Below are 19453 nucleotides of genomic sequence, written 5' to 3'. Positions count from 1 at the left end.
GGCATTCACAACAGGTCGCGCAGCCTGTAGAACTGGGTCGCCAGCATCAGCAGGGGGATACGCAGTCTCTCGCCGCCTGGAAACACGCGGTGGCGCATGGCCGCAAAGACATCGAACCGCTCGGCCTGACCGGCAATCGACTCGGCCATCAACTGCCCCGCCAGACCCGCCAGGGACATGCCATGTCCCGAGTATCCCTGGGCGTAGACGATATTGCTTCCCAGCCAGCCGAAATCCGGGGCCCGATTGCGCGTAATGGCAACATCGCCGCCCCAGCGATAATCGATGCGCACGCCCTCGAGCACTGGAAACAGTCTCGCCATTTTCGCTTCCATACGGGCGCGCAACCCACGCGGCTCGCGTCCGCTGTAACTCACCTCACCGCCATAAAGCAGGCGATGATCGGCGGAAAGACGGTAATAGTCGAGAACGAAGTTGGCATCGGAGACGGCATCGTTGCGGGGCAGAACCTGAGCGACCTGCGCATCGCTGAGCGGTTCGGTGGCGATGATATAGTTGGCCACCTTCATGATTCGCCCGCTCATCTCGTTTACCAGCCCCTCGAGGTAGGCGTTGGTGGCGATCACCACGTAATCGGCCTTCACCCGGCCGTGGGCCGTGACGACCGTGGCCGGCGTTTCCTGCTCGATGCGTATCGCAGGACTGTGTTCATGGATCGCCACTCCCGCCTGCTGCGCGGCCCGTGCCAGCCCCAGCGTGTAGTTGAGTGGATGGAGATGGCCGCCCTCGCGATCGAAGAGTCCGCCCAGGTAGGCATCGGTGACCACATGCTCGCGCAGTGCCGGGGCGTCCAGCCAGGTCTCGCCCGAGTAGCCGTAGACTTCGGCCATGTAGGCTTGATGGCGCCGCATCGCCCTGACGTGACGAGGCTTGAGCGCCACGTGCAGATAGCCCCAGGCGGGATCGCAGGGAATGGCGTGGCGTTCGATCAGCGCCCGGGTCAGGCGCACCGACTCCCGACTCAACTCCCAGGTACGGCGTGCCATCTCACGCCCCAGTGCCTTCTCGATCACCGGCATATCGGTACCCAGCCCGGGCAGGATCTGCCCGCCACTGCGCCCCGAGGCGCCATAGCCGATCTCGCCGGCCTCCACCAACACGACGCGATAGCCGCGCTCCGCCAGATGCAGCGCGGCCGAACAGCCGGTCACGCCGCCGCCAACGACGCAGACGTCCGCTCTGGCCTCGCCTGTCAATGGCATACTCGGCGCGAGATCGACAGCCACACTGGCACTGTAATAGGAGGAGGGGCGACGCAGGGCTGCAGCGATATTCATGGACAGGTAGGGGCCCCGTAGTGGCACGACGTTGGCCAGCGAACAGCGCGGGCCCGCTTCATGGGCTTTAGTTTGACATTAAAGCGTTACGCGGCGTCAAGTAGTGAAACGTCCCCGGATGAATTGTCCGCAGCCGAGCCTCATTCACCCAGAACGGGCCGGATGGGGGAGACAGCCCCGGTAGACTCGGTGGGCATGGCAGCCCCGGTGAGAAACAGCCGCGCCGCCGGTGTATTCGGTCATGCCACCCATGGTGGTGTCACGACGCCCGGCGCTCTGCGCATACCGGGCACTGCGGATCCCGCCTGACCTTGAAGTGACGCCACTCGCCATGGAGCCCATCGAAAGTGGACAGCCCCTGATGCGCGGTGCCGGCACCGGTAAGCAGCTTGATCGCCTCCAGGGCCTGAAAGGCACCCACGATGCCGACGAGGGGAGCGACGACCCCGTTCTCGGCGCAGCGCAGCTCTTCGTCATCCCCCTGCTCCCCATACAGACAGGCGTAACAGGGAGATTTCTCGTCACTTGGGTCGAACACCATCAATTGGCCGGAAAAACGGATCGCCGCTCCCGCCACCAAGGGGGTAGCGGCTTCCACGCAAGCCCGGTTGACGGCGAAGCGGCTGGAGAAACGGTCGGTGCAATCGAGCACCACATCCGCGCTTCGCACCGCATTCGACAGGGTCTCGCCGCTCAGGCGCATCGTCACCGCCTGAACGTCGCAATGCGGATTGAGCGCACGCGCGGATTCCGCGGCGGAATCCGCCTTGTGCCGGCCCAGGTCCGCCTGTCCATGAGCGATCTGACGCTGCAGATTGGACAGTTCGACCACATCGTCATCGGCCAGCGTCAGCCGCCCGACCCCGGTCGCGGCCAGATACAGTGCTGCGGGAGACCCCAACCCTCCGGCCCCCACGATCAGCACATGGGAATCCAGCAACCGCTGCTGCCCTTCGATCTCGATCTGTTCGAGCATGATCTGACGGCTATAACGCAGCAACGCTTCGTCATTCATCGAGGGCATGGACTCGGCTCCTGTAGCGCACGACTCATTTCTCGTCGAGCTGGTGAATATCGGGAATGTAGAGCGAGAACTCCTCCTTGACCTCCTCCATCACCACATAGCTCTTCGACTCCTTCACGCCCGGCAGTGTCAGTACCACATCACCCAGCAGTTGCCGGTAGGCCGACATTTCGGGAATGCGGCATTTGAGAATGTAGTCGAACTGGCCCGAGACCAGATGACATTCCTGAATCTGCGGCAGCCTGGCCACGGCGCGCCGAAACTCGTCGAACACGGCGGGCGACTGCGTCTCGAGGCTGATCTCGACGAATACCAGCAGATTGGCCTTCAGCGCCCTGGGATCCAGCACGGCCTTGTAGCCGCGGATGATACCGGCACGCTCCAGACGCTTGACACGCTCCAGGCAGGGCGTCGTCGACAACCCGACCTTGGCGGCCAGATCGACATAGGAAATGCGAGCGTTGTCCTGCAGGCAACGCAGGATGTTGAGATCGATACGATCCAGCGAACGGGTTTTGGCTTTCATTATAATTCTGTTCCCAGCCGATGAATAAACAGAACGATACTCTGCCCACAGCACGCATCGGCGTCACGATCGACCGCACCGCATCTCAACGTGATGGGCAAAAATCTATTACTAACACACTCCAAGGTCACGGCTCCAGACGACGCTGAATGTGACGGAACGCAATCGCCTGTCATACCGTCGGTTGATATTCCGTCGGTTGATATTGCCCCAGGCTGACGCGCTCATGACCGGCCAGATCGGGAAGCGTCGTGACCGCGTGGTAGCCGGCCGCCGTCAGCGCCTCGCGCACGGGTACTCCCTGGGCCATGCCGTGCTCGAGCAGCAGCCAGCCGCCGGGCTCGAGATGCTCACGTGCCGCCCGTATCAGAAAATGCAGATCCGCCAGGCCGGCTTCCTTCGCCACCAGGGCGGAACGCGGTTCGAAGCGCACATCGCCCCGCTCCAGATGGCAGTCGTTATCGGCAAGATAGGGGGGATTGGAAGCGATCAGATCGAAGCGCTCCGACGCGATGGCCGCGAACCAGTCGCTCTGTGCGAAGCGCGCATTGTCGATCCCCAGGCGTTCGGCATTGAGACGCGCGAGCTGCACCGCCTCCGCCACCCGATCGACACCCAGCACCCGCCACCCGGGTCGCTCGCTGGCAAAGGCCAGGGCAATCGCGCCGGTGCCCGTGCCCAGATCGAGCATGTCTCCTCGAGGTGAAGCCGTACGCGCCAGCGCCGCTTCGACCAGGCATTCGGTATCCGGACGCGGAATCAGCGTCGACTCCGAGGTCGTCAGGGCCAGCCCCCAGAACTCTCGCTCGCCGATCAGGTAGGCCACGGGATGGCCGATGGCTCGTGCCGCCACCAGCGCCTCGAAGCGCGCACGCTCGAATCCTTGCAGCTCCCGGTCGCCCCAGGCATACAGCCAGACCCGGTCACGACCGGTGGCATCCATCATCAGCACCTCGGCGTCGAGGCGCGGCGTGGGCGAACCCTCCGCTTGAAGACGGGCGGCGGCGAGAGTCAGCAGACGGTCGATACGCATCAGCCAAGCTGCAAGGCAGCGAGTTGTTCGGCCTGATACTCGTTGACCAGAGGACCGATGATCTCGTCGAGCTCGCCGGTCATCACCTCGTTGAGCTTGTAGAGCGTCAGATTGATGCGATGGTCGGTGATGCGCCCTTGAGGAAAGTTGTAGGTGCGAATGCGCTCGCTGCGATCCCCGGAACCCACCAGCGAGCGGCGGGCATCGGCCTGCTGCTGGCGCTGACTGTCGATTGCCGCCTGCTTGAGACGAGCAGCCAGCAACGACATCGCCTTGGCGCGGTTCTTGTGCTGGCTGCGCTCCTCCTGACACTCGACCACCAGCCCCGTCGGCAGGTGGGTGATGCGGATCGCAGAGTCGGTGGTGTTGACGTGCTGACCGCCGGCCCCGCTGGAACGAAAGGTATCGACACGCAGATCGTTGGCATTGATGTCCACGTCGCCGACCTCGTCCGCTTCGGGCATCACCGCGACGGTGCAGGCGGAGGTGTGAATGCGCCCCTGGGATTCGGTAGCCGGCACGCGCTGCACGCGGTGCGCCCCGGATTCGAACTTGAGCCGGGCGTAAACGCCATCGCCGCGCACTCGGGCGATGATCTCCTTGTACCCGCCCTGCTCGCCATGGCTGGCACTGATGATCTCGAGCTTCCACCCCTGTTTCTCGCCGTAGCGTGAATACATGCGAAACAGGTCCCCCGCGAACAGCGCCGCCTCGTCACCTCCCGTACCGGCACGCACCTCGAGGAACACGTTATGCTCGTCGTCCGGATCCTTGGGCACCAGCAGCCGCTTGACCTCTTCCTCCAGCTCGGCCTGGCGCTTGCGTGCCGCCAGCCACTCCTCCTCGGCCAGCTCGCGCATTTCGACATCGCTATCCTGGCGCATCTGCTCGGCGTCCTCGATATCCGCCTCGGTACGCAGATAGGTACGCCACGCCTCGATCAGCGGCTCCAGTTCCGCATACTCGCGCGAGTAGTCCCGGAAGCGGGCCTGGTCCGTGATCACGTCCGGCTCCGAAAGCAGCACGGCAAGCTCCTCGAAACGGTCGTGGAAAGCCTCGAGCCGTTGGCGCAATGTCTCTTTCATGCAGGATCCTGTGTCGGCGCGGCCGGATCGATCAGCAGAGCATCGGCCGCCTGAATGATATCGTGGCGCTCGGCGCCGGAGGCTTCGCGCAGACGCTGCGTCGGGCCGTGCATCAGCTTGTTGGTCAACTGACGGGACAGCCGCTTGAGCACCTTCTCGGGATCGTCTCCCCGCGCCAGTTGCGACAAGGCCTGAGCCTCGGCCGACACACGCAGCGTCTCGGCCTGCTCACGATAGCGTCGAATGAGATCGCCGGCCCCGCGCACGCGACGCTCGTGCAGCCATTTATCGACCCCCAGCTCGATCAGGGCCTCGGCCTGTTGCGCCGCCACTTCACGGTGCCGGCGGTTTTCCGCAATGACCTCCTGCAGGTCGTCGACGCTGTACAGAAAGACGTCGTCGAGCTCGCCCACCTGGGGCTCGATGTCCCGCGGCACGGCAATATCGACCATGAACATCGGGCGGTGGCGGCGCACCTTGAGGGCACGCTCCACCATGCCCTTGCCCAGGATCGGCAGAGGACTGGCGGTGGAAGCGATGACGATATCGGCCCGCTCCAGCGCGTGGGGAATCTCGGACAGCTCGATCGCTGCGGCGTCGAACTCCTGCGCCAGACGCTCGGCCCGCTCCCGTGTGCGGTTGGCTACGGTCAGGCCGCGGATGCCCGCCTCGTGCAGGTGCCTTGCCACAAGCTCGATCGTTTCACCCGCTCCGATCAGCAGAGCGCGAGCGCGCGTAAAATCGTCGAAGATGTGACTGGCAAGGCTCACGGCAGCGTAGGCGACCGATACCGGGTTCTCGCCAATGCCGGTTTCGGTGCGCACCTGCTTGGCCACGGCAAAGGTGTGCTGGAACAGGCGCTCGAGCTCGCCCCCCAGCCCGGCGCAGGAACGCGCCACCTGGTAGGCGTCCTTGAGCTGGCCGAGGATCTGCGGCTCGCCCAGCACCATGGAGTCCAGACCGGCGGCAACCCGCATCAGATGCCGTGCCGCCTCACCGTCCAGATAGTGGTAGGCACAGTGCACCAGCGACTCCACCGGCAGACGATGGAAGTCGCTCAGCCAGTCGAGGACTTGACGCTCTCCTCGGTCGCCGGTGACACAGTAGAGTTCGGTACGGTTGCAAGTCGACAGCACGGCTGCCTCCTGCACATGAGGCAAGCTTTTCAGCTGGGCAAGGGCGGACTCGAGCTGAGTTGGCGTGAACGCCACCTGCTCGCGCACCTCGACGGCAGCCGTCTTATGGTTGATTCCCAGGGCGAGAAGCGTCATGAAATCACGGTCATCAATATGTCGCTTTATGAGCGTCGATCGGCATTATGTGCCATGTCAGGCGATGTGAGGGCGACCACACCGGTTTACCAGCCCGGACCGTCCTGTCGGGGACAGGCATTCTACCATAGGGAGGTGCGCCATGGGATGAGCGGTGCTCACGTGATGTTACGCCGCGTCATGGGCGCTTCGCTCATGAGGCGCTTTGCCCCTTGCAGCCAAGCCGGTATGCTGGAATCACTTGACCGGATACGAGGGTGGCATGCGCTCACGCTTGACATTGACCGCCACGGCATTGGCTGCCACGGCACTGGCATCATGGCTCACGGGATGCCAGAGCATGGACCCTTCGCGGAGCTTTCTGACCCTGGACGATCCGCTGGCCGACGCCCCGCCCGTCACTCAGGGGTTCGATGCCGCCGGGCTGCGGGAGGTGATGCTGGCTGAAATGGCAGGCCAGCGCGGCGACTATCAGCAGGCGGCACGCGGTTACCTCCAGGCCACCGAGCGCTATGGTTCGCCCCAGCTCGCCGAGCGCGCCACTCTCGCGGCGCGTTACGCCAATGATCAGCCGCTTCTCGAGCGCGCCGCACGGCACTGGCAGGGGCTCGCTCCGCAGAGCGAGTTGCCTGCACGCCTTCTCTCCAGTCTGGCGCTGCAGCGTGGCGACTGGAAGCAAGCCTTCGAGCAGCGCCTGGCCCTGGCCAGGCGTGGCCAGGAGGCGGAGCTGACCTCGCTGGCCGAACTGGCCATCGACAGCCACGCCGACCCCACGCCCCTGCTCGCCGAGTTGCGCCCCTTTGCCGAGGCCAATCCTCAGCACGCCGATGCTCAGCTGGCCACCGCGCTGCTCGAGACGGCCAATGGTGAACCCGGCGCTGCCGATCACCGACTGGCCCGACTGGCCGAAAGTCAGCCCGATCTGGCGGAATTGTGGCTGGTGCGGGCCAGCATCGCCATGCAGACCCATCAGTATGAGAAGGCACGTGACGCCGCTAGCCGCGGCCTGACACAAGCGCCTGACGACAGCCGCCTCACTCTCGCCCTGGCGCAGGCCTATCTTGCGCTGGGCCAGATCGCAGAGGCCGAGATCCAGAGCGAGCGCATTCTCGCCAGCCATGACGACAGCCCCATGCTGCGCATGGCGCTGGCCCAGATGTTTCTCGACGGCGAGGCTCCCGCGACGGCACGCCGTCTTCTGCTGCCTCTGCTCGACCGCGACGAGACGCCGTCGGCAGCCTACATTCTGCTGGGCGCCATTGCCGAACAGGCCGGAGAGATCGATAACGCCCTGCTCTATTATCGTCAGGTGCCGCCCGGAGAAGGCTTCCTCGATGCCCGAGCGCGAGCCGCCCACATGCTGGTCGAAGCGGATCGTGAGCTGGATGCACATGCCTTTCTGCATATCGAGCGTCTGCGTCACCCGTCCCAGCGGATCGACCTGCTACGCCTCGAGATGGAACTGTTCGACGCCAGGGACAGAACGGAAGCTGCCAATGCTCTGCTCGACCGCGCCCTGCTCGATGATCCCGACGATACCGAGCTGCGCTACATGCGAGCCATGCGCGCCTACGGTCAGGGCGATCTGGACACCATGGAGCAGGACCTGCGCGTCATCATCGATCAGGAGCCTGACAACAGCGAGGCCCTGAACGCACTAGGCTACACCCTGGCCAGTGAAACCGACCGGAACGAGGAGGCCCTGGCCCTGATCGAGAGAGCCCACCGGCTGGAGCCGGAAAGTGCCGCGATTCTCGACAGCCTGGGCTGGGTACACTACCAGCTCGGCAACCTCGAGCGTGCCCTGCCCTATCTTCAGGAAGCCTTCCGCAAACAGCCCGATCAGGAGATCGCCGCCCACCTCGCGGAAGTGCTGTGGCATCTAGGACAGAAGGACGAGGCCCGCGCCATTGTCGCTGACACCTTGGCCCGTTTTGCCGAACATCCCGCCATCGATGCCCTTCTCCAGCAGGAACCGCGCCTGGCGCCTACGCCCACCGAAGCTCTCACGCCCACCCAAGCCCCGGAAACGCCTTGATGTCACGCCTGATCACCCTTTTCGTCATTCTCCTGCTTGTTACCGGTTGCGCGACCCAATCGCCCGGCCCCGACGTGACGCGCCAGGTGGATGATTGGCAGCGCCAGAAGCCCCGTCTCGAAGCCCTGCAGAGCTGGTCCCTGGCCGGCAAGGTCGGGCTTCGCACGCCCGACGACACCACCGGTGCCAACCTCGACTGGACGCAGCGTCCCGGCCATTACCGCATGTTGCTCAGCGGCCCCTTCGGCACCGGCCGCAGCGTACTGGAGGGCCGTCCGGGTCAGGTCAGCCTGACGACTGGAAACGGCGAATTCCATGCCGACAGTCCCGAAGCCCTGATGCATGAACAACTGGGCTGGTCACTGCCGATCTCTGCGCTCGATTACTGGATACGCGGGCTGCCGACACCCGACATGCCTCATGAGCTGGTGACCGACGAGCTCGGTTTTCCGACACGCTTGCATCAGGCCGGCTGGAATATCGAATACAGCGCCTGGACTGATGCCGGTGGATTGTGGCTGCCTCAGCGCCTGTTCATGACCTATGACGATCTGCACGCCACGCTGGTGATCAATGACTGGAACCTGGCGTCTCGCGAGGCGGAAGAGACTCGATGATGCTGACCCTGCCGGCACCGGCCAAGCTCAACCGGATGCTGCATATCGTCGGACAACGTCCCGATGGGTATCACGAGCTGCAGACCCTGTTTCAGTTTCTCGACCATGGTGACACGCTGCATTTTTCACCTCGCGAGGACGGTCACATCCAGTTGACCCCCTCGCTCACCGGCGTTGCCCCTCAGGACAATCTGATCATGCGTGCCGCCGGTCTGCTGCAGCAGGTCAGCGGACGCCGGTTTGGCGCCGACATCCGCCTCGACAAGCGCCTGCCGATGGGCGGCGGGCTCGGCGGTGGCAGCTCCAACGCCGCGACGACCCTGCTCGCTCTGAACCGGCTATGGCAACTGGGACTGTCGCTCGATGCACTGGCCGACCTCGGTCTGACGCTCGGCGCGGATGTACCGGTGTTCGTGCACGGCAAGGCGGCATGGGCGGAAGGTATCGGCGAGAGACTCACTCCCGTTGCGCTCGACACCCCCTGGTTCGTCGTCGTGCACCCCGGCGTGTCGGTCTCCACGCCCTCCGTGTTCCGTCACGCTGAATTGACACGCGACACCTCGCCAATTAGTATGGCGCGCGCATTGCAGGGGGGATGCGGATGGCGCAACGATTGTGAAATCGTGGTGCGACGGCTCTATCCAGCCGTTGACCAGGCGCTTGAGTGGCTTGGACATTTCGGCCCGGCGATGTTGACCGGTACCGGCGCCTGCCTGTTCTGTCCCTTGACGAGCGAAGAGGCCGCCGATAGAATTCTACGCCGTGTTCGTGGTGACTGGCTTGCCTTCAAGGCGCGTGGCTGCAACACATCCCCTCTCCATAATGCTCTCGATGCCAAGGCGAACGACTGATCGTTCTGCCTGCTTTCACGGCATCGGAAGAGAGCAGCGACGAGTTGGTCGCCTGGGCTCAATGAGCCATGCTGAATCAGGGTGTCGTTACTGGGGTATAGCCAAGTGGTAAGGCAGCGGTTTCTGGTACCGCCATTCGGAGGTTCGAATCCTCCTACCCCAGCCAATCCCGGGCACATGACCGACGCCGTAACTGATCCACTCCCGAGATCCCACAAGACTCCAAAGGTGGCTGCGCGTGTCTAAATTGATGGTCTTCGCGGGGAATGCCAACCCCGAACTCGCCCGAAAGGTAGCCGAGTGTCTCGATAATCGACTCGGCCATGCCACGGTCGGTCAGTTCAGCGATGGGGAAATCGCCGTCGAGATCAACGAGAACGTTCGCGGCAAGGACGTTTTCATCCTGCAGTCCACCTGCGCTCCGACCAACGACAACCTGATGGAGCTGATCCTGATGGTTGATGCCTTGCGTCGCGCTTCCGCCACCCGCATCACCGCCGTGGTGCCCTACTTCGGCTATGCCCGCCAGGATCGTCGCGTGCGCTCCGCCCGCGTACCGATCTCGGCCAAGGTGGTCGCCGACGTGATGGTCAAGGCCGGTGTCGATCGCGTCATGACCATGGACCTGCATGCCGATCAGATTCAGGGCTTCTTCGATGTCCCCGTGGACAACGTCTACGGCTCACCGATCCTGCTCGACGACATCGAACGTCAGAACTACGATGACCTGGTCGTCGTCTCCCCTGACGTCGGCGGCGTGGTACGCGCTCGCGCCATCGCCAAGCAGCTCAACGCCGATCTCGCCATCATCGACAAGCGCCGCCCTCAGGCCAACCAGGCCCAGGTCATGCACATCATTGGCGAAGTCGAAGAGCGTACCTGTGTGGTGGTAGACGATATGGTGGATACCGCCGGCACGCTATGCAAGGCGGCCGAGGCTCTCAAGGAGCACGGCGCCCGACGCGTTGTCGCCTACGCCACGCATCCGATCCTCTCCGGTCCGGCGTTGGACAATATTTCCGGCTCGGTGCTTGACGAACTCGTCGTTGCCGATACCATTCCGCTTTCCGAGCTGGCTCGCCGCAGCGGCAAGATACGTCAGCTCAGCGTGGCGGGGCTGATCGCCGAAGCGATCCGCCGCGTCAGCAATGAAGAATCCGTGAGCGCGATGTTCCACTGACATCGTCCGGATACATCGCTCCCGTCCTGGTGTCGGGAGCATTCAGGAACGGCATCGTCTGGTCGCGGGCGGTGCCGCTTCCTTTAACGACCAAGAGGTTGAATCATGTCCGATTACAAACTGACCGCCAACGTTCGCCACGAGCTGGGGAAAGGTGCGAGCCGCCGCCTGCGTCGTGCGAACCAGCAAGTCGCCGCCATCATCTACGGCGGTGAGAAGGCTCCGCAGCCGATCACCATCGACAAGGCCGCCTTCTACAAGGCCATCGAGGATGAAGCGTTCTTCTCCTCGCTGATCTCCATCGATATCGATGGCAGCACCGAACAGGTCGTCATCCGCGATCTGCAGCGTCACCCGTACAAGGCGCTGGTCACCCATGCCGACTTCCTGCGCGTCGATGCCACTCACGAACTCTCCCTGCACGTGCCGCTGCACGTCGTGGGCGAGGACAAGTGCAAGGGCGTCAAGGACGAGGGCGGCGTGCTGCACGTGCTGGCCAACGATGTGGAAGTCAGCTGTCTGCCGGCCGATCTGCCCGAGTACATCGAAGTCGACGTCACCGACCTGGGCATGGGCGAGACGCTGCACCTCTCCGACCTGAAACTGCCCAAGGGCGTCAGCATCGTCGCTCTGACTCACGGCGAAGAGTATGACGCCGGCGTCGTCAGCGTGACCCACGCTACCGTCAGCGCCGCCAGCGAAGAGGACGAAGCAGGCGCGGGTAACGAAGAAGGTCAGGCGGAATAAGTCCCGCTGCTGACACCGAATAGGCAAACGCATGAGCCAAGTGAAAGCGATCATCGGCCTGGGCAACCCCGGCGCGGAATACGACGACACCCGGCACAATGCAGGCGCCTGGCTGGTGGAAGCCATCGCGCGCGACAGCCATACGCCACTGCGCCCGGAAAAGAAGTTTCTGGGTCACTATGCCAAGGTGAATTTTGACGGGCAGGAATTGCATCTTCTCGCCCCGATCACCTTCATGAATCGCAGTGGCGCGGCTGTCGCCGCGCTTTGCCAGTTCTACAAGCTTGCTCCGGACGAGCTGCTCGTCGCCCATGATGAGCTCGACATCGCTCCAGGCACTGCCCGTTACAAGCAGGGTGGCGGCCATGGTGGCCACAATGGCCTGCGCGACACCATCAGCGCACTGGGCAATGACAAGTCCTTCCACCGCCTGCGTATCGGCATCGGCCATCCCGGCAGCGCCAAACTGGTGACGAATTATGTGCTCGGTCGTCCCGGCAAGAGCGAACGCAGCGCCATCGATGCTGCCATAGCCGAAAGTCTGGCAACCCTTCCCGACGCACTGGAGGGGAACTGGGCCAAGGCCATGAATCGCCTGCACAGCTTCCAGGGGTAGCGCCCGCCCCTTCAGATCGCACTGCCATCGATGCCCATTCCGGCATGTTGCGGCTTCCCGCTCGTCCACACTCCCCTTCGGCTAGTGAAGCCATGTCTCATGGCGTAAAATGCCCGCCATTCTTTCATTCGCGATCTCGACTTCCAGGAACATACCATGGGTTTCAACTGCGGCATCGTCGGCCTGCCCAATGTCGGCAAGTCCACTCTTTTCAATGCATTGACCAAGTCAGGCATCGACGCCGAAAACTTCCCGTTCTGCACCATCGAGCCCAATACCGGTATCGTGCCGATGCCCGACCCGCGTCTCGACAGGCTCGCCGAGATCGTCAAACCGGAGCGGGTGGTCCCCACCACCATGGAATTCGTGGACATCGCCGGACTGGTGGAAGGCGCCTCCAAGGGTGAGGGACTGGGCAACAAGTTTCTCGCCAACATCCGCGAGACCGATGCCATCGCACATGTGGTGCGCTGCTTCGATAACGACAATGTCATTCACGTCGCCAACCAGGTCGATCCCCGTGCGGACATCGAGATCATCAACATGGAACTGGCCCTGGCCGACCTCGATACCGTCGACCGGGCCATCCAGCGCCTGACCCGCGTGGTCAAGGGCGGCGACAAGGATGCCATCGCCACCAAGGCGGTACTCGACCGTATCCAGCCGCATCTCGCCGAAGGCCTGCCACTGCGTAGCTTCGATCTCTCCGATGACGAGAAGCGCCAGGTCAAGAGCTTCGGTTTCCTGACGTTGAAGCCGACCATGTACATCGCCAACGTCAATGAGGACGGGTTCGAGAATAACGCCTACCTCGACGTGGTGCGTGAAATCGCTACGGAAGAGAATGCCGTCGTCGTTCCCGTGTGCAACCAGCTCGAAGCGGAAATCGCCGAGCTCGACGACGAGGAGCGCAGCATGTTCCTCGACGAGATGGGCATGGAGGAGCCGGGTCTCGACCGGGTGATTCGTGCCGGCTATGCTCTGCTCGGCCTGCAGACTTACTTCACGGCCGGCGTCAAGGAAGTGCGCGCCTGGACGATCAGAATCGGGGCCACCGCACCGCAGGCGGCCGGCGTGATCCATACCGACTTCGAGAAGGGCTTCATCCGTGCTGAAGTCATCGGATATGACGACTTCGTGACGCTGGGTGGCGAGCAGGCTGCCAAGGATGCCGGCAAATGGCGTCTGGAAGGCAAGGAGTACATCGTCAAGGATGGGGACGTGGTGCACTTCCGTTTCAATGTCTGACGGGAATAAGATTGACACATCATGCGCTTAGCGGTAACATGCGCCCCCGTTGAATGGCTACGTAGCTCAGCTGGTTAGAGCACATCACTCATAATGATGGGGTCCCCTGTTCGAATCAGGGCGTAGCCACCACCGAATCGAAAACGCCCGCCATGGCTTTGCCTGGCGGGCGTTTTGCTGTGGCTTGTGGAAAGACAATCCGCCAGGCGGCATCCGGCCTTGCCGATGAACAGCCCGCCCGTGACAGGCGAACTGGACAGGCTACCCCAGTTCGGCTCGATTGACGAAAGCCGTCAATGCCCGGATCAGATAGTCGGCATCCCGACTCCCGGCGGTTTCACGAATCGAGTGCATGCCCCACTGCGGCACGCCGACGTCGAGGGTGGGAACACCCAACTCGGTCGCGGTGATCGGGCCGATGGTACTGCCGCATCCCATGTCGGCACGCGTGACGAAGCTTTGTACCGGCACTTCCGCCTCGCGACACAGATCCCGGAACATCGCGGCCGTGGCGCTGTTGGTGGCGTAGCGCTGGTTGGCGTTGACCTTGATGACCGGCCCTCCGTTGATGGCGGGCCCGTGGTTGGCATCGTGCTTGTCGGGAAAGTTGGGATGCAGGGCGTGAGCGTTGTCGCAGGAGATCATGCGCGAGCGCTGTATCAGGCGGATCCAGCCTTCCTCGCCGCCCTTTTCCAACTGTTCATGAGCACGGCGCAGCACGTCGGCGAGAAACGGCCCCTGCGCTCCGCTGGCGCTGGCGCTTCCCACCTCTTCATGATCGTTGGCCACGAACACGGCGCCCTGCGTGCCATCACCTGCCAGCAGGGCCTCGATACCGATGAAGCAGGACAATAAGTTGTCCAGGCGTGCGCTGGCTATCAGCTCCCCTTCCACACCGATCACGGCAGGCGGCTGAACATCATAGAAGCCGAGTTCGAAATCGAGAATGTCGGCCTCTTCGATGCCATGCTGCTCGAAGAGCCAGCGCTTGAGCAGACGCTCGAGATCGGGCTTGTCACCGTCCTGCAGGAATACCGGGGCCATCTGGGTCTGGGCATTGATGGCCCGTCCGCTGTTGGCTTCCCGATCCATGTGGATCGCTAGGCTCGGCACGATGGCCACCGGGCGGTCGACATTGAGCAGCACGCTCTGCAAACGCCCGTCGGCCCGCCGCACGTGGACCCGTCCGGCCAGCCCCAGATCACGATCGAACCAGGGAGCCAGCAGAACCCCTCCGTATACTTCGACGCCCAGCTGCAGCCAGCCACGTCCGGTTACCGCCGGATTGGGTTTCAAACGCAGCCCCGGACTGTCGGTGTGTGCACCGATCATGCGCAGCGAAGAGAGCCCCGCCGCGGGTATCTGCATGGCGATCAGGGAGGAGTCGTTGCGCGTCACATAGAATCTGTCGCCCGGCGACAGTTGCCAGGCCTGGGTTTCGTCGAGACGGCGATAGCCAGCCTGTTCGAGGCGAGACGCCATGTTGGCCACGGCGTGCCACGGGGTCGGAGAAAGCTGCAGAAATGAGAGCAACCGTTCCAGAAGCGGAGCGTGAGACATGAAATTCCTCAGTGAAAGGCCTGTGTCCAGCGATACAGACTGCTACAATGCCAGTCCGGCTTGGGAATTCTCAAGGAATCCGGAAGTCTAGGGAACAGAGTATATATGAATCCTGGAGTGCTTCATTGATGAGTCTGTCTTTAGCCGCCTGGCGAGCGGCGGCGCTTTCGCTGCTGGTCATGCTGAGCGCCCCGGCATTGGCCGGCCCTACCCCAACCGATGTACAGAACCAAGCCGCCGTAGAAGTTGCCGAGTCGCTGCGTTATGGTCATTACGCCGACGTCAATTTCGATGACCAATGGTCACAGAACGCGCTGACACGCTTTCTCAACCTGCTCGACCCGCAGCGTGCCTACCTGCTGCAACGCGACGTGGATGCCTTCAGTGATCTCAGGACCTCACTCGACGATGCCATCTCCGATGGGGATCTGAACCGCGTCTATGCCCTCTACAACCGTTACCAGGAACGTCTGGAAGCGCGCCTGGAGTGGCTGCTGGCCCGTCTCGACGAAGGGCTCGACTATGATTACGAGGGAAACGATCGCATCGCCCTGGACCGCGAGGACGAGCCCTGGGCGCAGACCGAGAAGGCGCTTGACGAATTGTGGGACAAGCGGCTCAAGAATGCGGCGTTGACGCTATCGATAGGCGATCAGGAGAACGATGACATTGCCGAGACGCTGCATGAACGCTATGCCAATCAGCTGTCGCGCATTCGCCAGACCAATGCCGAGGATGTCCTGGTACTGTTCATGTCCGCCGTTACCGGCACCATCGATCCGCATACGGAATACTTCTCGCCCCAGCAGAGCGAATCCTTCGATATCCAGATGAAGCTGTCCCTGGAGGGCATCGGTGCCCTGCTCCAGAACGAGGGAGAGTACGTCAAGGTGTCGAGCCTGGTCCCCGGCGGCCCCGCTGACAAGAGCGGCGTTCTGCAGCCGGCGGATCGTATCGTCGCCGTCGGTCAGGGAGACGATGGCGAGATGACCAACGTGGTCGGCATGCGCCTTGACGAAGTCGTCGAACTGATTCGGGGTCCCAAGGGTTCCACGGTGCGCCTGGATATCATTCCCGCCAAGGCCGTCGACGTGACCCGCTCGCATGTCGTGGAAATCGTGCGTGACACCGTCAAGCTGGAGGACCAGGCCGCCAAGAGCGAGATCGTCACGCTGACCCGCGATGGCAGCGAGCACAAGATCGGCGTCATCGACGTGCCCGCCTTCTATGTCGATTTCGATGCCTGGCAGGCCGGCGAGGAGGAGTACCGCAGCACGACCCGCGACGTGGCCAAGGAGATCGAATCGCTCAAGGAGCAGGGTGCCGAAGGCATCGTGCTGGACCTGCGCAACAATGGCGGCGGTGCCCTGCAGGAAGCCAACTCGCTGATCGGTCTGTTCATCGACCGGGGCCCCACCGTGCAGGTCCGCGATGCGCGCGGTCGCATCAGCCTGTACGGCGATACCGAAAGCGGTGCGCTCTACGAAGGGCCGATGGCCGTCCTGGTCAACCGGCTTTCGGCCTCGGCCTCGGAGATCTTTGCCGGCGCCATTCAGGACTACGGCCGGGGTCTCGTACTCGGCACCCGCACTTTCGGCAAGGGGACGGTACAGACGCTCAACGACCTGAGCCATGGTCAACTCAAGCTGACACGCGCCAAGTTCTACCGCATCTCCGGTGAGAGCACCCAGCACCGGGGCGTCGAACCCGACCTGCTGTTTCCGCGACTGATCGACCCCGACGAGATCGGAGAGAGCGCTCTGGATAACGCCCTGCCCTGGGACCACGTGAGGCCGGTACAGTATCGCCTGTATGGCGAACCGTGGCGCTATCGCGAGACCCTGGAAGACCTGCATGACAAGCGTGTTGCCCAGGATGCGGACTTTACCTATCTCGAACGCCAGGCGGAGCTTGCCAAGCGACTGCGCGAACAGCAGAACAGCGTCAGTCTCAACCGTGAGCAGCGCCAGCGCGAGATGGAGGCCCAGGAGGCCGAACAGCTCGCTCTGGAGAACCAACGCCGTCGTGCCATGGGCCTCGACCCTATCGAGGACTGGGCGGAGAGTCGTGAAGAGGAGGAGCTACGGCCGATCGATCGCGCTCAGATCGAAGAGAGCGCTGAAATCCTTCTCGATTATGCCCGTCTGCTCAACCAGGCCTGAATCCCATCGCCCCGCTTCTTGCGGGGCGATGTCGTTGTGGCGCTCGCTCTTCGCGGTGCGTGTCTCGCGCCGGTCATTCGAGGGCCTGGTACGCTGTCTGCCGTGGTCTCTGGTGCTGACAGTAGCGCTGCTGCCATGCGCACCAACCCTTGCGGCATCCTCTCCGCCACTTCCCGTCTCAGTGTCCTCCTGCCCCGCCGTGCCCCTCGCTCAGGGCCAACGGGTCGTGACCACCCTGGAACAGCAGATAGCTCGCTGGGACGAGGCCTACTACCGCGAAGGGCGTCGTCTGGTCGAGGACGGGGTATACGATGAAGCCAAGCGGCAACTGGCAACGTGGCAGCACTGCTTTCAGCCGGGGCGGGTCTCCCCCACACCGACCGAGCCCGAAGGCGCCCTTCGCCATCCGATTCCGCATACGGGCCTGAACAAGCTGGCCGACCGGCAGGCCATTGCGCGTTGGCTGCATCGGCAGGGCGACGCCCCGTTATGGGCGCAGCCCAAGGTCGACGGTGTCGCGGTGACGCTGGTCTATGAAGCCGGCCATCTCGCTGCCGCCATCAGCCGGGGCAATGGCGAACAAGGACAGGATTGGCTGGCGCAGATCCGCCGCCTGCCGACAGTCCCCCAGACCCTGCCGGTGACGACACGGCCCCTGCCGGCCCATGTCGTGCTGCAAGGCGAACTGTACCAGCGCCGCCAGGGCCACGTGCAGGCGCAGGAGGGCAGCGACGGGGCCCGCAGCGCCGTGGCGGGAATGATGGCGCAAAAGGCCCTCTCCCCTCGGGAAGCCACGAGCCTCGATGTCTTCGTATGGGCGTGGCCCGACGGTCCCGACGCCATGCCGGACCGACTCGCCCAGCTCGAGGCCTGGGGCTTCGGTACGGTCGGACATTACACCCAGCGTATCCGCACCCTGAAAGACATCAGCGAATGGCGCCAGCGCTGGTATCACGAAGCCCTGCCCTTCGTGACCGATGGCATCGTGGTCAAGCGGGGCGATCGCCCGTCGGGCAGTACTTGGCATGCTGAGCCCCCGGACTGGGCCATGGCATGGAAATACCCCGCTCAGCGTGCTCTGGGCGTCGTCGAGTCGCTGGACTTCTCCATCGGACGCACGGGGAAGATCACTCCCGTTGCCAATCTCAGCCCCGTTCAGCTCGACGACCGTGAAGTCCGCCGCGTCAGCCTGGGCTCTCTCGATCACTGGCACGAGCTGGACGTTCGCCCCGGCGATCAGGTGCTGATTCGTCTCGCCGGGCTGACCATCCCTCAGCTCGAATCGGTGCTGGTGCCCGCCGACCCGCGTCCCGTAGTCAACCCGCCCGACGAGAGTCGCTACGACATCCTGAGTTGCATGCATGATGCCCCGGCATGTCATGAGCAGTTTCTGGCGCGTCTGGAGTGGCTAGGCAGCGACAAGGGCTTGGCACTTGCGGGCATTGGGCCTGGCACCTGGCGGCGGCTGATAGAGCATGGACTCGTGGCGGATCTGCTCGACTGGCTTGAACTGACGGAGCCTCAGCTTGCCGAGCTGCCCGTCGTCGGCGCCAAGCGGGCCCATGCCTGGCGGGAAAGCTTCCAGCAGGCACGCCAACGAGACCGCCAGCACTGGCTTGTCGCACTGGGTATGCCGACACTCCCCGATGCCGCCTTTAAAGCCGCGATAAAGGAAACCTCTCTAACTGCGTTGCAAGCCCGGGGCCTCTCCGACTGGCAGCAGTATCCCGGCATTGGCCCGGTACGAGCATCCCGGCTTTTCGAATTCTTCCACCATCCCCTCGTGACGCAATGGCTGACGCGCCTCGCCGATGAACATATCCTGGATCGGTGAGCCGCTAGACGCCTCCACGGCATGCCGCACTCTCATCGTCTCATGGTGACTCGTCACGCCACCGTCCTGGCGAAGCGCCGTTCCCTCCTTGATGTCGCGGTAGAAGTAGTCCGCCATGGTCAGCACGATCATGAAGGTCAGCCACATGATCCCGGCCAGGGCAAACACGCGCAGGAGATTGTCCGCCGAGCGCAACCCCATGAAGAAAGTCACGATCAGCGCCGCCATGACGAAAGCACATAACAGGCTGAAAGCATGCCCCAGCGATCCTGGCACGAGCTTGGCCGCCGCGACACTGGCGCCGAGTATGACGACGTATCCGCCCCAGGCGAGAACGGGTGCTTTGACATCCTTCATTTCGCA

16 protein-coding genes, 2 tRNA genes and 1 pseudogene are annotated in these 19453 nt (G+C 63.3%); 11 read left to right on the top strand and 8 right to left on the bottom strand.

Annotated elements, in window-relative coordinates:
* Positions 1-5 precede the first annotated feature (5 nt).
* From ACYQ12_RS08235 to hemA, 6 genes are all read right to left on the bottom strand, one after another.
* A complete protein-coding gene (locus ACYQ12_RS08235; RefSeq protein ID WP_459870053.1) occupies positions 6-1298 on the bottom strand; it encodes an NAD(P)/FAD-dependent oxidoreductase in 1293 nt (430 codons plus the stop codon).
* 259 nt (positions 1299-1557) lie between these two features.
* Positions 1558-2313 (bottom strand): HesA/MoeB/ThiF family protein, encoded by a 756-nt coding sequence (locus ACYQ12_RS08230; protein ID WP_459874483.1) that lies wholly within the window; start codon positions 2311-2313, stop codon positions 1558-1560.
* Between the two features lie 34 nt (positions 2314-2347).
* Positions 2348-2848: an Lrp/AsnC ligand binding domain-containing protein gene (locus tag ACYQ12_RS08225; RefSeq protein WP_459870050.1), complete on the bottom strand. Its 501-nt coding sequence runs from the start codon at positions 2846-2848 to the stop codon at positions 2348-2350.
* Positions 2849-3020: 172 nt separating this feature from the next.
* Positions 3021-3881 carry a peptide chain release factor N(5)-glutamine methyltransferase gene (gene prmC, locus ACYQ12_RS08220; protein WP_459870048.1) on the bottom strand — a complete coding sequence of 287 codons (861 nt, stop codon included), beginning with the start codon at positions 3879-3881 and terminating at the stop codon, positions 3021-3023.
* Positions 3881-4966, bottom strand: coding sequence for a peptide chain release factor 1 (gene prfA / locus ACYQ12_RS08215; RefSeq protein WP_459870045.1), 1086 nt, complete (start codon positions 4964-4966; stop codon positions 3881-3883). Before prfA ends, prmC begins: the two co-directional genes overlap by 1 nt.
* Positions 4963-6237, bottom strand: coding sequence for a glutamyl-tRNA reductase (gene hemA / locus ACYQ12_RS08210; RefSeq protein ID WP_459870042.1), 1275 nt, complete (start codon positions 6235-6237; stop codon positions 4963-4965). Before hemA ends, prfA begins: the two co-directional genes overlap by 4 nt.
* Before the next feature lie 340 nt (positions 6238-6577).
* Here hemA and ACYQ12_RS08205 point away from each other — a divergent pair, with 340 nt between their 5' ends.
* The 9 genes from ACYQ12_RS08205 to ACYQ12_RS08165 all read left to right on the top strand — a co-directional run bounded on the left by ACYQ12_RS08205 (position 6578) and on the right by ACYQ12_RS08165 (position 13666).
* Complete coding sequence (locus ACYQ12_RS08205; protein WP_459870039.1) at positions 6578-8275, top strand: tetratricopeptide repeat protein; 1698 nt, start codon at positions 6578-6580, stop codon at positions 8273-8275.
* On the top strand, positions 8275-8892 hold the full coding sequence (lolB, locus tag ACYQ12_RS08200) for a lipoprotein insertase outer membrane protein LolB (RefSeq protein ID WP_459870037.1): 618 nt from the start codon (positions 8275-8277) through the stop codon (positions 8890-8892). Before ACYQ12_RS08205 ends, lolB begins: the two co-directional genes overlap by 1 nt.
* Complete coding sequence (gene ispE, locus ACYQ12_RS08195) at positions 8889-9743, top strand: 4-(cytidine 5'-diphospho)-2-C-methyl-D-erythritol kinase (RefSeq protein WP_459870034.1); 855 nt, start codon at positions 8889-8891, stop codon at positions 9741-9743. Before lolB ends, ispE begins: the two co-directional genes overlap by 4 nt.
* Before the next feature lie 91 nt (positions 9744-9834).
* Positions 9835-9909: transfer RNA gene (locus ACYQ12_RS08190), tRNA-Gln, on the top strand.
* Between the two features lie 72 nt (positions 9910-9981).
* Complete coding sequence (locus ACYQ12_RS08185; RefSeq protein WP_459870031.1) at positions 9982-10923, top strand: ribose-phosphate pyrophosphokinase; 942 nt, start codon at positions 9982-9984, stop codon at positions 10921-10923.
* A gap of 105 nt (positions 10924-11028) precedes the next feature.
* The gene (locus tag ACYQ12_RS08180) at positions 11029-11670 is read left to right on the top strand and encodes a 50S ribosomal protein L25/general stress protein Ctc (protein ID WP_459870028.1); all 642 of its coding nucleotides are present in this window, start codon (positions 11029-11031) and stop codon (positions 11668-11670) included.
* 31 nt (positions 11671-11701) lie between these two features.
* Positions 11702-12286: an aminoacyl-tRNA hydrolase gene (gene pth / locus ACYQ12_RS08175; protein ID WP_459870025.1), complete on the top strand. Its 585-nt coding sequence runs from the start codon at positions 11702-11704 to the stop codon at positions 12284-12286.
* A 156-nt stretch (positions 12287-12442) separates the two neighbouring features.
* Complete coding sequence (gene ychF, locus ACYQ12_RS08170) at positions 12443-13534, top strand: redox-regulated ATPase YchF (protein ID WP_459870022.1); 1092 nt, start codon at positions 12443-12445, stop codon at positions 13532-13534.
* A gap of 55 nt (positions 13535-13589) precedes the next feature.
* Positions 13590-13666, top strand: a tRNA-Met gene (locus ACYQ12_RS08165).
* A 129-nt stretch (positions 13667-13795) separates the two neighbouring features.
* Here ACYQ12_RS08165 and ACYQ12_RS08160 read toward each other — a convergent pair.
* Positions 13796-15094 carry a M18 family aminopeptidase gene (locus tag ACYQ12_RS08160; RefSeq protein WP_459870019.1) on the bottom strand — a complete coding sequence of 433 codons (1299 nt, stop codon included), beginning with the start codon at positions 15092-15094 and terminating at the stop codon, positions 13796-13798.
* A 128-nt stretch (positions 15095-15222) separates the two neighbouring features.
* Here ACYQ12_RS08160 and ACYQ12_RS08155 point away from each other — a divergent pair, with 128 nt between their 5' ends.
* Positions 15223-17256 (top strand): carboxy terminal-processing peptidase, encoded by a 2034-nt coding sequence (locus ACYQ12_RS08155; protein WP_459870016.1) that lies wholly within the window; start codon positions 15223-15225, stop codon positions 17254-17256.
* 226 nt (positions 17257-17482) lie between these two features.
* Positions 17483-19090 (top strand): NAD-dependent DNA ligase LigB, encoded by a 1608-nt coding sequence (gene ligB / locus ACYQ12_RS08150; protein WP_459870013.1) that lies wholly within the window; start codon positions 17483-17485, stop codon positions 19088-19090.
* 108 nt (positions 19091-19198) lie between these two features.
* Here ligB and ACYQ12_RS08145 read toward each other — a convergent pair.
* Positions 19199-19447 (bottom strand): annotated as a pseudogene (locus tag ACYQ12_RS08145) (hypothetical protein); the annotation flags it as partial.
* Between the last annotated feature and the right edge of the window lie 6 nt (positions 19448-19453).

The organism is Halomonas shantousis (assembly GCF_054654615.1).
Note: the sequence above shows the minus strand (reverse complement) of the source record. Positions and strands in the feature narration are given on the sequence as shown.

Bases quoted from the DNA above. Each gene is read 5' to 3' on its own strand.
- ACYQ12_RS08235 (WP_459870053.1), bottom strand. From the start codon at position 1,298: ATGAATATCGCTGCAGCCCTGCGTCGCCCCTCCTCCTATTACAGTGCC.
- ACYQ12_RS08230 (WP_459874483.1), bottom strand. From the start codon at position 2,313: ATGAATGACGAAGCGTTGCTGCGTTATAGCCGTCAGATCATGCTCGAA.
- ACYQ12_RS08225 (WP_459870050.1), bottom strand. From the start codon at position 2,848: ATGAAAGCCAAAACCCGTTCGCTGGATCGTATCGATCTCAACATCCTG.
- prmC (WP_459870048.1), bottom strand. From the start codon at position 3,881: ATGCGTATCGACCGTCTGCTGACTCTCGCCGCCGCCCGTCTTCAAGCG.
- prfA (WP_459870045.1), bottom strand. From the start codon at position 4,966: ATGAAAGAGACATTGCGCCAACGGCTCGAGGCTTTCCACGACCGTTTC.
- hemA (WP_459870042.1), bottom strand. From the start codon at position 6,237: ATGACGCTTCTCGCCCTGGGAATCAACCATAAGACGGCTGCCGTCGAG.
- ACYQ12_RS08205 (WP_459870039.1), top strand. From the start codon at position 6,578: ATGGACCCTTCGCGGAGCTTTCTGACCCTGGACGATCCGCTGGCCGAC.
- lolB (WP_459870037.1), top strand. From the start codon at position 8,275: ATGTCACGCCTGATCACCCTTTTCGTCATTCTCCTGCTTGTTACCGGT.
- ispE (WP_459870034.1), top strand. From the start codon at position 8,889: ATGATGCTGACCCTGCCGGCACCGGCCAAGCTCAACCGGATGCTGCAT.
- ACYQ12_RS08180 (WP_459870028.1), top strand. From the start codon at position 11,029: ATGTCCGATTACAAACTGACCGCCAACGTTCGCCACGAGCTGGGGAAA.
- pth (WP_459870025.1), top strand. From the start codon at position 11,702: ATGAGCCAAGTGAAAGCGATCATCGGCCTGGGCAACCCCGGCGCGGAA.
- ychF (WP_459870022.1), top strand. From the start codon at position 12,443: ATGGGTTTCAACTGCGGCATCGTCGGCCTGCCCAATGTCGGCAAGTCC.
- ACYQ12_RS08160 (WP_459870019.1), bottom strand. From the start codon at position 15,094: ATGTCTCACGCTCCGCTTCTGGAACGGTTGCTCTCATTTCTGCAGCTT.
- ACYQ12_RS08155 (WP_459870016.1), top strand. From the start codon at position 15,223: ATGAGTCTGTCTTTAGCCGCCTGGCGAGCGGCGGCGCTTTCGCTGCTG.